Below are 13524 nucleotides of genomic sequence, written 5' to 3' on the forward strand. Positions count from 1 at the left end.
GTGGGGGATGGTGCCGGAGTCCCGGTCGCGGTGCAGGCACCGATCAACCCCCACAAGGTCGGCGAGGCTAGCGGGTTCCAGTTCGCGCCCACGTAGGCGGTATGGGTTTGCAGGGCGCTGTAGTTGTTGCTCAGGTAGGAAGCCTGGGTGCCGGCAGCATAGGTTGTGCCTTCTGCCCACGGGGTGGCGCAGGCTGCTGCCTGTGCACTCGGGACATACAGCATGCCGGCCGCCACCATGGTCAGGGTAAGGGCACTCAGGGCATATCGTGGTGCCGACTTGCAAGGGGTGCGCATGGGGAAAAGCTCCTTCAATTCGGTGGAAATAAAGTGGACTTATTCATGTATCGAGCAACACCTCGCCGCACCCTGCAAGCAAGTGCCAACCAACCCCAGGCCGCCTGATTGCCGTGCTAGCGAAAACCAACTTTTCAAAGCCATTAAGATGCTATGACAAATAAAATAAAACGCAATGATCCGATAAAAATCAGCAACTTATTACAAAACTGCAATTTGTAATCAGGTTGATAGAACTACATCTTTGCAGCATGCCCGCGTGACACCCTACGATCCGATCATGCGAGCCCATTCCAATACCATCCAAAATAAGTGGTATTATTTTTCGGAAAAATGAGGAAACCGACAGCGCAGGGCAGAGCGCCCAGATCAATAGTCAAATGCTTGTATCTACTAAGGAATTTCTGAAGCCGGTTGCGCATGCCAAACGGCGCTGACACCAAGTGGTCTGATAGGTTGGCTGGTCAAGCCTTTACGGCCGGGGCAGGGCTCCCTCTGCGGCAGCAGGTGCTATCTGGCGGCCAAGGCCGTCTACTTCCATTCCAATGTCGTAATTTCACCGATCCGGTATGGGCTGACTACCAGATCGCGCCGATCAGGCATGATTGGAAAACAACAGAATGCGTCTCAAGGGGGAACTCACCTCGTCCCGTGCCCCCTTCGCCTGCGGGGTACGAGCGCCATCAGTCATCAGCGCAAGAAAGTAAAAGCCCCGCATATAGCGGGGCTCTGTTCGGCAGGGAGCGGTCGCTCAAGCTTGCTCAGTCGCCACCACTTTGGGCGGCCGCTGCGAAAGGGCGGTCTTCCAGCGCTCGCTAAGAAAGACACCCGCAAGTATCAACACCCCGCCCAGCAGATGGTAGAGCGCCAACCGTTCCTTCAGTACCCAGGCGGCACACAGCGCCGTGAAGAGCGGCAGCAGATTGAAGAAGACAGCTATCCGGCTCGGGCCGAGCCTGGCCACGCCGTGCATCCAGGCCAGCGCCGCGACCATGGAAGCCAGGATACCGGCAAACAGTACGTAGGGTACGTTGGCCATGCTGAGGCCCGCCTTGGGCGAGGCCAGATAGAGCGGCAACAGGGCCAGGATGGCAACCAGGATCTGCACGTACAGCATCTGCAGGGCGGGTAGCTTGATCTGCCACTTCTTGAGCAGCACGCTGTATAGCGCATAGGCAAGGTTGGCGATCAGCATCAGTCCATCCCCCAGACCTATGCCGTGTGACAGCAGCACAGCAAGGCTGCCACCCGAGATCACTACCAGTACGCCGGCAAAGGACAGTACGGCACCGGCTATGCTGCCCCAGGTCAGTTGCTGGCCAAGCAGCACGATGGAGAGCGTCAGCGCCATCAAGGGCATGAGCGACAGGATGATGCCCATATTGGTGGCGGTGGTCATATGCGCAGCGTAGTAGGCCAGGCTCTGGTAAGTCGCCATGCCGAGGATGCCCAGCACCGCCAGGCGGCCCAGCTGCGGCTTGACCTGGGCCCAGTTGGCCAGCACCGGCTTGAGCAGGAAAGGCGTGAACAGAAGGCCTGCCAGCAACCAGCGGTAAAAACCGATCTCGGCCGGGAAGATCACCCCGGCGGCGAGCTTGCTGACCACGGTATTGGCCGCCCAGATCAGGACGGCAATCAGGGGGAAGGCGTATTGCGACATAAAATCTCCAAAACAATGCCGCTATTGTCGCCCTGTCTGTCTGGATTGATATAATGAATTTCAGACAATCGATTCCGGGTTACGGACAGCCGTGCAACGCCACTATCTGCAAGTCCCTGAGTTTGAAGTACTACCCGCACCGGTGTACTTCCGCCATGACGAGTTCGGCGCCGACACCCATTCCGCCTCGCACCGGCATGCCTGGGGCCAGCTCAACTATGTCTCGCACGGGGTGATGCAGCTGGAGATAGCCGGCCGCCGCTTTCTCTCGCCACCGCAGTACGCGGTATGGATACCGCCACATGCCGAGCACAGCTGCTACAACCGCTACGCCGTGGTCTACCGCTCGGTCTACCTGGCCCTGGAGCACTGTAAGGGCATGCCGACCGAGCCCTGCACCCTGGTATTGAGCCCCATACTCAAAGCCATACTCAACGACTTTGCCGAGCGGGACATCCATGTGGCGCAAGGCGAGGCCGATCTGCGCTTGGCGCAGGTACTGCTCGACCAGCTGGCCCTGTCGCCCGCTGAGCAGCGCTATCTGCCCTTTGCCGAGACCCCGCTGCTGGCCCAGGTGCTGGACGCCATGCAGGCCGAGCCTGGCGATAACCGTTCCCAAGCCGAGTGGGCAAGCCAGATGCACACTACCGAGCGCACTTTGGCACGCCACTGTCAGCGCGAGCTGGGCATGAGCCTGGGCGAATGGCGCCAGCGCTTGCGCTTTTTGCGCGCGCTCGATGCGCTCGAGTCGGGCTCCGCCATCCAGGCCATCGCCTTTGACCTGGGCTATAGCACGGCATCGGCCTTTATCACCATGTTCCAGCGCCTGGCTGGCTGCACCCCGGAGCAATACCGGCGGCAGGCATTGCACCGTTAGTTCTTTCAGCCCGCCGGGCCATCTTTACGCCATCTTTACACCCCCTCCGGTAATCGCGACACCGTCTTTGCACCCCGCTCTCTAGCATTCGAGCTGTCTTTATTCGACCTCGAACAAGGGAGTCCCACCGTGGAAATGCTGGTTCTGATCCTGATACCGGTCTTCGCCGCCGCCGTGCTGGCGCTGGTGACCGGTTGTCGTAAGCTGGAGGGCAGTCCCCGTGAACGCTGAGCTGTTGTATTGGCTGACGGGCATCGTGACCGCCGGCCTGTTCGTCTATCTGCTGTATGCCTTGCTTAAAGCGGAGGACGTCGCATGAATACCTCCCCCTATATCCAGGTCGGCCTCTACCTGCTGGTGCTGTTTGCGCTGGCCTGGCCGTTGGGTCGCTACCTCACCGCCGTCATGGACGGTCGGTTGAGCCGCCGTTTTGCCTGGCTGGGCGGCCTGGAGCGCATGCTCTGCAAGCTGATGGGCACCCATGAAGAAGAGGACATGCCGTGGTGGCGCTATGCCCTGGCAATCATCCTCTTCAATGTATTGGGCGTGATTGCCGTTTACGCCATCCAGCGCCTGCAAGGCAACCTGCCGCTCAACCCGGCTGCCATACCGGGCGTGGAAGCGGGCTCGGCGTTCAACACTGCCATCTCATTCGTGACCAACACCAACTGGCAGGGCTATGTGGGTGAAAGCACCATGAGCTACCTCACCCAGATGAGCGTGCTGGCGGTGCAGAATTTCCTGTCTGCCGCCACCGGTGTTGCCGTGGTGGTCGCGCTGATCCGTGGCTTCTCCCGCCGCAGTGCTGCCGGTGTGGGCAACGCCTGGCTGGACCTGGGCCGTGCCACCGGCTACGTGCTGCTGCCGCTGTCCTTTGTGTTTGCACTATTCCTGGTCGGCCAGGGTGTGATCCAGAACTTCGACGGCTACAAGGAATTGAAGCTCTTGGAGACGGTCGCCTACCAGGTGCCCAAGAACGACGCCAACGGCCAGCCCGTGCTGGACGCTGCCGGCAAGCCAGTGATGGAAGACGTCAAGACCGATACCCAGACCCTGCCCATGGGCCCGGTCGCCTCGCAAGAAGCGATCAAGTTGCTGGGTACCAACGGTGGCGGTTTCTTCAACGTCAACTCCGCCCACCCTTACGAGAACCCGACCGGCCTGAGCAATTTTGCCGAGATGCTGAGCATCTTCCTGATCCCGACCGCACTGTGCTTCATGTTTGGTGCCATGGTCGGCGATATGCGGCAGGGCGTGGCCATCCTGGCGGCGATGACCGTGATCTTCCTGGCTACCTTTGCCGTGGTGCAGTGGTCCGAGATGCACGCCAACCCCTTGCTCACCCAGTTGGGCATGGATGGCAGCGTGGGCAATCTGGAAGGTAAGGAAACACGCTTCGGCATTGTCGCCTCGACCTTGTTCGTCACCATCACCACGGCGGCGAGCTGCGGCGCGGTCAACGCCATGCACGACAGCCTGCTGCCACTCGGCGGCCTGATCCCGACCTGGCTGATGCAATTGGGTGAGGTGGTATTCGGTGGCGTGGGCTCAGGCCTCTACGGCATGCTGGTGTTCGCCATCCAGGCGGTCTTCCTCGCCGGCCTGATGATAGGCCGCACCCCGGAATACCTGGGCAAGAAGATCGAGAGCTTCGAGATGAAGATGGTATCCATCTCCATCCTGATCACACCCTTGCTGGTCCTGGGCGGCACCGCCGTGGGCGTGCTGCACCCGGCCGCACTGAGCAGCCTGTTCAACCCCGGTGCGCATGGCTTTACCGAGGCCCTGTATGCCTTCAGCTCGGCTGCCAACAACAACGGCTCTGCCTTTGCCGGTATCTCGGCCAACACGCCGTTCTACAACCTGGCGCTTGCCATCGCCATGTGGCTGGGCCGCTTCGTGCCCATCGTCGCCGTGCTGGCCATCGCCGGCAGCCTGGCTCGCAAGCCGCGCCTGGCGGTATCGGCCGGCACCATGCCCACCCATGGCCCACTGTTCGTGGTGCTGCTGGTCGGCACCGTGATGATCGTCGGTGCATTGACCTATATCCCGGCCCTGGCGCTGGGGCCCGTGGTCGAGCACCTGCAACTGTTTTCCCGCTGAGGAAGCGTCATGAACGATATGCATAAACCCTCTGCACAGCATCTCAACCCGCCTCACGTCAACGAGAGCCGCCAAGTACGCTCGCTGGACATGTTCGACCCCGCGCTGGTCAAGCCGGCCATTGTGGAATCGTTCAAGAAACTGTCGCCGCGCGCCCAGTTCCGCAACCCGGTCATGTTCGTGGTCTGGGTGGGCAGCGCCTTGACCACCGTGCTGGGTATCCAGGCCCTGGGTGGCCATGGCGAGGCCTCTGCCAGCTTCATTCTGGGCATCGCCGCCTGGCTCTGGTTCACCGTACTGTTCGCCAACTTTGCCGAAGCACTGGCAGAAGGCCGCGGCAAGGCCCAGGCGGCCGCGTTGCGCGGTAGCCGCAAGAACGTGGTGGCCAAGAAGCTGGCCAGCGCCAGCCGCGACGCCAAGGTCACCGTGCAGGATTCAGCCAGCTTGCGCCGGGGTGACCTGGTGCTGATCGAAGCTGGTGATACCGTGCCAGCCGATGCCGAGGTGATCGAAGGCGTCGCTTCGGTCGATGAATCGGCCATTACTGGTGAATCCGCGCCGGTAATCCGCGAGTCGGGTGGTGACTTCTCGGCCATCACCGGCGGTACTCGTGTGCTGAGCGACTGGCTGGTGGCACGCGTTACCGCCAATCCGGGCGAGGCCTTCCTCGACCGCATGATCGCCATGGTGGAGGGCGCCAAGCGCAAGAAAACGCCCAACGAGATCGCCCTGACCATCCTCCTGGTGGCGCTGACCCTGGTGTTCCTGATGGCCACCGTGACCCTGCTGCCGTTCTCGATCTACAGCGTGAACGCCGCTGGGGCAGGTGCCCCGGTCAGCATCACCGTGTTGGTGGCATTGCTGGTCTGCCTGATCCCCACCACCATCGGTGGCCTCTTAAGCGCCATCGGCGTGGCCGGCATGAGCCGCATGATGCAAGCCAATGTGATCGCCACCTCGGGCCGGGCCGTCGAGGCAGCCGGCGACGTGGACGTGCTGCTGCTGGACAAGACCGGCACCATCACCCTGGGTAACCGCCAAGCCAGCGCATTCCTGCCAGCGCCGGGCGTGAGCGTTGAGGAGTTGGCCGATGTGGCGCAGCTTGCCTCGCTCTCGGACGAAACCCCGGAAGGCCGTTCCATCGTGGTCCTGGCCAAGGACCGCTACGGCCTGCGTGGCCGCGAGCTGCAGGATGCCCACTTCATTCCCTTTACTGCGCAGACCCGCATGTCGGGCGTGGACATGGGCGATGGCCAGGGTGGCGTTCGCCGCATCCGTAAGGGTTCGGCCGATGCGGTCAAGGCCAGCTTGGAAGCGCATGGCGGCCAGTGGCCGAATGCCGTGACCGAGCTGGTAGAGCAGGTGGCGCGCCGTGGCGGTACGCCGCTGGTGGTCGCAGAATACCGCGATCCCTCCCAAAGCCGCGTCATGGGCGTGGTCGAGCTCAAGGACATCGTCAAGGGTGGCATCAAGGAGCGCTTTGCCGAACTGCGCGCCATGGGCATCAAGACCGTGATGATCACCGGCGACAACCGCCTGACCGCGGCCGCGATCGCTGCCGAAGCCGGTGTGGACGACTTCCTGGCCGAGGCCAAGCCCGAGGACAAGCTCAAGCTGATCCGAGACACGCAGGCCGAGGGCAAGCTGGTGGCCATGACCGGCGACGGTACCAATGACGCTCCCGCGCTGGCACAGGCCGACGTGGCGGTAGCCATGAACAGCGGCACGCAGGCGGCCAAGGAGGCCGGCAATATGGTCGACCTCGACAGCAACCCGACCAAGCTGATCGAGATCGTCGAGACCGGCAAGCAGATGCTGATGACCCGCGGCGCGCTGACCACCTTCAGCGTGGCCAACGATGTGGCGAAGTATTTCGCCATCATCCCGGCCGCCTTCGCGGTGACCTACCCGCAGCTCAAGGTGCTGGACGTCATGCATCTGAACAGCCCGGGCTCCGCCATCCTCTCGGCAGTGATCTTCAACGCCCTGATCATTGTGGCGCTGATCCCGCTGGCCCTGCGCGGTGTGCGCTACCGCGCGCTGGGCGCCGGCATGCTGCTGCGCCGCAACCTGCTGATCTACGGCCTGGGCGGCCTGATCGTGCCCTTTATCGGGATCAAGCTGATCGACATGTTGCTCGGTCTTGTGGGCCTCGCCTGAGTCACCGCGCACTTACCCTAGCCATATCAGATGCCCCGCTGCCACCTGGCGGCGGGGCAACAGGAGCAAGACCATGAAACAATTGATACGCGCCGCCATCACGCTGTTTGCACTGCTGACCGTCGTGACCGGCCTGGTCTACCCGGTGGCCGTGACCGGCGCCGCCAAATTGCTGTTCCCGCAAGAGGCGGCCGGCAGCCTGATCCAACGCAATGGCCAGACCGTTGGCAGCACGCTGATCGGTCAATCTTTCAGCGGCCCGCGTTACTTCTGGAGCCGGCCGTCTGCGACAGGCCCTCAGCCCAACAATGCCCTCGCATCGAGTGGCTCCAACCTGGGCCCCACCAACCCGGCCCTGGTCGATGCGGTGAAGGGTAGGGTAGAAGCACTGCGTGCCGCCCACCCCGACCAGCCCGGCCCCATCCCCGCCGATCTGGTAACCGCCTCGGCATCGGGCCTGGACCCGCATATCTCGCCGGAGGCGGCCTACTACCAGGTCAACCGGGTGGCCAAGGCGCGAGGCCTGAGTGCCATCCAGGTGCGCCGCCTGGTGGATGCCAATGTCGAGTATCCGAGCTGGCGCATCTTCGGTGACCGTACGGTGAACGTACTTAAGCTCAATCTGGCACTTGATCAAGCGAGTGCAGCTTAGTCACCAAAGGAAGAACGGCGATGTTCATGACACAGCACACCCAGCCTCATGCCGACAAACGGTTTCCTAAAACACTCAAGTTGCGTAGTGTTCGGGCCGATAAGGTAAATATTCACCGGGAGTGCGCCATGAACATCCCAAATCTAGGTTCCCTGTTGTCTTCGTTCCCCGCCTTGTCCGGCAAGACGGGGAGTCAGCCTACCGGCCAATCTGCCAACAACACGCAGACTGATCCCAAGGCGAACAAGGCCACGGGCCAGACGCAGGGCAGTAGCCTGCTGTCCAAGGCGGGCAACGCCTTGAGCCGGATAGGCGACGCGCTCTCCAAACGGGTCTCCCAGCTCAATGATGCGGTATCGGGCATGGCCAGCCAGTTGGCGCAGGGCTTTGCCAAATACCTGCTTGGCGATGCTGCAGATGGCGCCACCATCAGCTTTGACCAGACCAGCATAGCCAGCAGCTCCAGCTTTGCGGCTGCAGCCCTGCAGAGCCAGGATGCCAACGGCACCACCCAGGCAGCAGGCTTCAGCCTGCAGGACAGTAGCGAATTCAAGGGGCATGGCACCATCACCACCAAGGATGGTCGCAGCTTCGAGTTCGAGGTGGAGATCAGCTACAGCAGCTCCCTGCAGGCCGTAGCGGCGCAAAGCACCTCGACCGACGCCGCTGATGGCCAAAGCGGGACCGGCAGTCAACCCGGCCAGGGACAAGGTCAGTCTCCGGTGCATGGTCATGGCCACCACCATGGTCACGGGCATGGCAAACGGACCGATGAGGCCAGCAGCGGCAGCAACGATGCAGCAGCCCAGCAAGCCGGCCAGGCCGCGAGCAGCCCCTTGTTCGCCAACTTTGCCGGCAATGCGGCCGATCTGCTTGACCGCCTGACCAGCGAACCGATCCGACTGCCGTTCACGATCAACTTCCCCACCAGCAAGCCGGCGCAAGGCAGCAACACCGGTACCAATGCAGGTAGCACCACGCCCGCCAGCGGCACGGCGACACCAACGGCAGGTGGCGCGACGGGCAGTGCGGGCGGCAGCACCAGCGTTGCGCCAGCCCAAACCGCACAGGACAGCAGCCAGGCTCAGCAGCCTCTGCAAGGCAGTATGCTGCTGAAGCTCCTGAACCTGCCAGACGGTCCGCGTTACCTCGACCTGCTGCCACGCCAAGCCGACAACACCACCCCGGCCGGTCGCGTCGACGCCCTGGTCTGATCCCCTTCAATTCGCCCCAGCGGCATGAGGTCCGTATGACCTCGTGCCGCTTGCGTATGTCCGCAGCAACAATATTGCGATGACCGAACAAAGACCCGATCCGGACCGCCTACTCGATGCGATCCGGCAAGAAGAAGCGGCCGCCCAGCGCGGCAAACTCAAGATATTCATTGGTGCCTGCGCCGGTGTGGGCAAGACCTACGCCATGCTGCAGGCGGCGCGCCAGAAGCAGGCCGAGGGTGTGGACGTGCTGATCGGCGCGGTCGAGACCCACGGCCGCAGCGAGACCGCGGCCTTGCTCGATGGCCTGCCCATGCTGCCTTCACGCAAGCTGCAGTACCGTGACCGCCTGTTGCCGGAGTTCGACCTCGACGCTGCGCTCACGGTAAAGCCAGCCTTGATCGTGGTGGATGAACTGGCGCACAGCAATGTGGAAGGCAGCCGACACCAGAAGCGCTGGCAGGACGTTGAGGAGTTACTCAGTAATGGCATTGACGTCTACACCGCCATCAATGTGCAGCACCTCGAGAGCCTCAACGACGTGGTTGGTAGCATTACTGGCGTAAGGGTGCGAGAGACGGTACCGGATAGGGTGTTCGACCTCGCCGATGAAGTAACCCTGGTCGACCTGCCCCCCGATGAATTGCTGGCTCGCCTCGCGGCCGGCAAAGTCTACCTGGCGGACGCTGCCGAACGCGCCGCCAAGCACTTTTTCCGTAAAGGCAACCTGATCGCCCTGCGCGAGCTGGCCCTGCGCCGTACCGCAGACCGGGTGGATGCCCAGATGCGAGCCTACCGGGCCGATCGCGCCATTGCCAATGTCTGGCAGGCCAAAGAGCGGCTGCTGGTCTGCGTGGGCCCCGGCGGTAGCGCCGAGCGGCTGATCCGCTCGGCTGCGCGGCTGGCGGCCAAATTGCAGGCAGACTGGATCGTCGTGCACGTGGAAACACCTGCCCAGCAACGGCTACCCAAGCACCGGCGGGAAGCAATGCTCGCCGCCTTGCGGTTGGCCGAGGAGCTAGGCGGCGAGACCGCCGCACTGGCCGGCACCGACCCGGCCGAGACCCTGGCCGCCTACGCCCGTAGCCGCAACGTCGGCAAGTTGGTGATCGGCCATAGGCAGAAGCCGGGCTGGCAGCGCAAGCTGCTACCGGGACTTGCCGATCGGCTGGCCGAACGGGCAGCGGAGCTCGACCTCTACCTGGTCGGCATCGACGTCCAGGCCCCACCGCCGCGACCGGAACCACGTACACCTATCGGCACGATAGCTTGGCGCAAGCACGCCGCTGCCGTCGCCGTTGTGGCGGTGACCACGGCGCTGGCCTCTGCACTATTGACTGTATTCGACCTCGCCAATGTGGTGATGGTCTTCCTCTTGGCCGTGGTCCTGGTGGCTATACGTTACGGCCGTGGTGCCGGTGTTACCGCCGCCTGCCTGGCCGTGGCCTGCCTGGACTTCTTCTTCGTGCCCCCCAGGCTGGCGTTCACCGTCAACGACACTCAATATCTGTTCACCTTTGCCCTGATGCTGGTGGTGGCGCTGATCATCGGCCAGCTGGCAGCCCGCTTGCGCTTCGAAGCGGACGTAGCCCGTCAGCGCGAGCGGCGGGCGCATGAGCTCGGTCGGCTGTCTCAAGAGCTCTCCGCCGCGCTGACGACCGAGCAGATTGTCGGTATCGCAGGCGAGCGGGTATTGGCCATCTTCCAGGCCAAGAGCGCCATCCTGCTGCCCGACAGCCACGAGCGGGTACGCGAAGCCCAGACCGAGGAAGCGCCGTATCGGCTGCTGGAAAGTGACAACAGCGTGGCACAGTGGGTCTACGACCATCAGCAACCAGCCGGGCAGGGTACCGCCACCCTGCCGGCCAGCCCTGCACGCTATCTGCCGCTCAAGGCCCCCATGCGCACCCGTGGCGTACTGGCGGTGCTGGCCAACCAGCCTGGCCTGTTCGACGAACCCGAGGACATGCGCCTCCTGGAGGCCTGCACCTCACAGATCGCACTGGCGCTGGAGCGGGTGCATTTTGTCGAGGTGGCACAGGACGCCCTGGTCAGCATGGAGGGGGAGCGCCTGCGCAACGGCCTTCTGGCCACCGTCTCGCATGACCTGCGTACGCCGCTTACCGCCCTGGTGGGGCTGGCCGATACCCTGGCAGACAGCCAGCTCGGCGACGCCACCCGGCGCGAGCTGACTGAGGCGATCCGAGAGAAGGCCAAAGGCACGGCCGAGCTGGTCGGCAAGCTGCTCGACATGGCCCGCCTGCAAGCCGGTGCCGTGCAATTGCGGCGCGACTGGCAGTCGCTGGAAGAAGTGGTGGGTTCGGCACGTCGCCAGCTGGATACCGTGCTGGCCGGCCACAAGGTGCTGAGCCATCTGCCGGCCGACCTGCCGCTGTGCGAATTCGACCCGGTACTGATCGAGCGTGTGTTGGTCAACCTGCTGGACAATGCCGCCAAGTACACGCCGCCTGGCAGCGAGATCCATATTGGCGCTGTCTCCCGTAGCGGTTCGCTACGAGTGACGGTCGAAGACAATGGCCCGGGCCTGCCGGCGGGGCGGGAAGAGAAGCTATTCGGCAAGTTCGAACGCGGCGAGAGTGAATCAGCCTTGCCCGGTGTCGGCTTGGGGCTGGCGATCAGCCGTGCGATCATCGAAGCCCACGGCGGCCGCATGCATGCCGAGAACCGCAGCGAGGGCGGGGCGCGTTTTGTCTTCACCATCCCGCAGGGTACGCCACCCGATCTGAACGACGGCGACGCTTGAGCGTCAACAACGCATACGCAATAGAAACAGAATCATGCAGACGAACCCCCGCATCCTGGTCGTCGAGGACGATGCCCATATCCGCCGCTTTTTGCGCTCCGCCCTGGAGGCCGAAGGTTTTGCCGTGTTCGAAGCTGAAAATGGCCAACGCGGCCTGATCGAGGCCGGTACCCGGCAGCCTTCCTTGCTGATCGTCGACCTGGGGCTGCCGGATATGGATGGCTGCGACGTGATCCGTGACGTGCGCGGCTGGTCGGCAGTGCCCATCGTGGTGCTATCGGCGCGAGAACAAGAGGGCGACAAGGTCGCCGCGCTGGATGCCGGTGCCGACGACTACCTGGTCAAACCTTTTGGCGTACCGGAATTGCTGGCCAGGGTACGCGCGCAGCTGCGCCGTGGCGCCTTCAATGCCGCCGGCGAGAGCGAGCCCCAGGTACATTTTGGCGAGGTCTGCGTGGACCTGGCCAAACGCGAAGTACAGCGCGCTGGCGAGCCGGTGCACCTGACCCCGACCGAGTACCGCCTTCTGACCACCCTGATCAAGGGCCACGGCCGGGTGCTGACCCATCGGCAGCTATTGCTGGATGTCTGGGGCCCAGGCTATGCCGAACGTGGTCACTATCTGCGCATCTTTATGGGTAATCTGCGCCAGAAGCTGGAAGCCGACCCGGCCCAGCCTGCCCATCTGTTGACTGAGCTGGGCGTGGGCTATCGCCTGAGCGGCCTGGCCTGAACTGGCGGCATCTACACCTCGTCTTTAGCTCCCACAGGCCAACCTTTACGCCATCTTTACACCGCCCTCCCTAAGCTTGCGTTGTGACGCCCAGGGCAGCATTTCTGTGCCCCCTGAGGCGCCGCCCCGCCATCGGCTGCGGCGCGGGATACTGCCGCGGCCAAGAGGACGAGCGCCATGCACACCCTTGCCCGACTATGTCCAACCGAGGACATACTGCTTGATGCCAAGGTACAGAATCGACAACAACTGTTTGAACACGTCGCCCAGCACCTGCACCGGCGATACGGCCTACCCGAGGCGCAGATCGCCCAGCGCCTGATGGAGCGGGAGCGCCTGGGATCGACCGGGCTGGGCAAGGGCGTAGCGATTCCGCATGCCCGGCTGGCGGGCCTGCAAGTGCCACTGGCGGTATTTATCCGGCCGGAGAGTCCCATCCCCTTTGATGCCCCCGACGGCAAACCGGTCGGCGAGCTGTTTTTGCTCCTGGTGCCCGAGCATGCCAACCAGGATCATCTGCAACTGCTGGCTGCTGCAGCCCGGTTGTTCTGCACCCACCCCTTCCGTACCACCCTGCGCAATGCCAGCCGGCCCGAAGAAGTTCGCCGCCTGTTGCTTGATGAGGCCGCATGATGAAACACGCCTCCCACGCTCCCAGCCAACCACCCGCTGCGCCCCTCGGCGCCAATGGTGCCGGCCTCGCTGCCGCGCTACCCTATGTCCAGGCTTTGCACGGCCAGCGTCTCGTTATTGTCTACGCTGCCAGCTCCATCTTTGAGCCCGCTGCACGGCAAACCGTGGCGCAAGATGTCGCCATGCTCGCCTTGTTAGGTGCCCAGCCCTTGCTTGTCCACGGGGGCATACCCCAACTGCCCAGCCAGGGCGATGCCCGGGCAGCACAGCAACTGGCCCTGCCGGTCATGCGCGGCGCGCTGTGTGAGATCAATCGAGACCTGGTGCAGCAGATCAGCCGGCAGGGCATCAAGGCCCTCGGTCTTTCCGGCCAGGATGGTCAGAGTCTGCGCTATGAGACGCATACCGCCGGAACGCCAGCAGTCACGCTGA

11 protein-coding genes and 1 pseudogene are annotated in these 13524 nt (G+C 63.3%); 10 read left to right on the forward strand and 2 right to left on the reverse strand.

Going from position 1 to position 13524, the window contains the following annotated elements:
• Together VIM95_RS10000 and VIM95_RS10005 are read right to left on the reverse strand one after the other, a co-directional pair.
• The coding region (locus tag VIM95_RS10000) for a carbohydrate-binding protein (protein WP_331985181.1) at positions 1 to 296 on the reverse strand (296 nt) is incomplete at its 3' end.
• Positions 297 to 1047: 751 nt separating this feature from the next.
• Positions 1048 to 1956 carry a DMT family transporter gene (locus VIM95_RS10005; protein WP_331985183.1) on the reverse strand — a complete coding sequence of 303 codons (909 nt, stop codon included), beginning with the start codon at positions 1954 to 1956 and terminating at the stop codon, positions 1048 to 1050.
• 91 nt (positions 1957 to 2047) lie between these two features.
• On the opposite strand from VIM95_RS10005, the gene VIM95_RS10010 reads away from it, so the two are divergent.
• The 10 genes and pseudogenes from VIM95_RS10010 to VIM95_RS10055 all read left to right on the forward strand — a co-directional run.
• Positions 2048 to 2833 carry a helix-turn-helix transcriptional regulator gene (locus VIM95_RS10010; RefSeq protein ID WP_331985185.1) on the forward strand — a complete coding sequence of 262 codons (786 nt, stop codon included), beginning with the start codon at positions 2048 to 2050 and terminating at the stop codon, positions 2831 to 2833.
• Positions 2834 to 3053: 220 nt separating this feature from the next.
• Positions 3054 to 3152 (forward strand): K(+)-transporting ATPase subunit F, encoded by a 99-nt coding sequence (kdpF, locus tag VIM95_RS10015; protein WP_331985187.1) that lies wholly within the window; start codon positions 3054 to 3056, stop codon positions 3150 to 3152.
• Positions 3149 to 4936 carry a potassium-transporting ATPase subunit KdpA gene (gene kdpA, locus VIM95_RS10020; RefSeq protein ID WP_331985189.1) on the forward strand — a complete coding sequence of 596 codons (1788 nt, stop codon included), beginning with the start codon at positions 3149 to 3151 and terminating at the stop codon, positions 4934 to 4936. The genes kdpF and kdpA overlap by 4 nt, the downstream gene beginning before the upstream one ends.
• A 9-nt stretch (positions 4937 to 4945) precedes the next feature.
• Positions 4946 to 7096: a potassium-transporting ATPase subunit KdpB gene (gene kdpB, locus VIM95_RS10025; RefSeq protein ID WP_331985191.1), complete on the forward strand. Its 2151-nt coding sequence runs from the start codon at positions 4946 to 4948 to the stop codon at positions 7094 to 7096.
• Positions 7097 to 7169: 73 nt separating this feature from the next.
• A complete protein-coding gene (gene kdpC / locus VIM95_RS10030) occupies positions 7170 to 7748 on the forward strand; it encodes a potassium-transporting ATPase subunit KdpC (RefSeq protein ID WP_331985193.1) in 579 nt (192 codons plus the stop codon).
• A 128-nt stretch (positions 7749 to 7876) separates the two neighbouring features.
• Positions 7877 to 8962: a hypothetical protein gene (locus tag VIM95_RS10035; RefSeq protein ID WP_331985195.1), complete on the forward strand. Its 1086-nt coding sequence runs from the start codon at positions 7877 to 7879 to the stop codon at positions 8960 to 8962.
• A gap of 79 nt (positions 8963 to 9041) precedes the next feature.
• A complete protein-coding gene (locus VIM95_RS10040; protein ID WP_331985197.1) occupies positions 9042 to 11726 on the forward strand; it encodes a DUF4118 domain-containing protein in 2685 nt (894 codons plus the stop codon).
• A gap of 34 nt (positions 11727 to 11760) precedes the next feature.
• Positions 11761 to 12459 carry a two-component system response regulator KdpE gene (gene kdpE, locus VIM95_RS10045; protein WP_331985199.1) on the forward strand — a complete coding sequence of 233 codons (699 nt, stop codon included), beginning with the start codon at positions 11761 to 11763 and terminating at the stop codon, positions 12457 to 12459.
• Between the two features lie 177 nt (positions 12460 to 12636).
• The gene (locus VIM95_RS10050) at positions 12637 to 13092 is read left to right on the forward strand and encodes a PTS sugar transporter subunit IIA (RefSeq protein WP_331985201.1); all 456 of its coding nucleotides are present in this window, start codon (positions 12637 to 12639) and stop codon (positions 13090 to 13092) included.
• Positions 13089 to 13524 (forward strand): annotated as a pseudogene (locus VIM95_RS10055) (hypothetical protein); the annotation flags it as partial. The gene VIM95_RS10050 and the pseudogene VIM95_RS10055, both read left to right, overlap by 4 nt.

The organism is Chitinimonas sp. (assembly GCF_036568685.1).
In the GTDB taxonomy this organism is placed as follows: Bacteria; Pseudomonadota; Gammaproteobacteria; order Burkholderiales; family Chitinimonadaceae; genus Chitinimonas.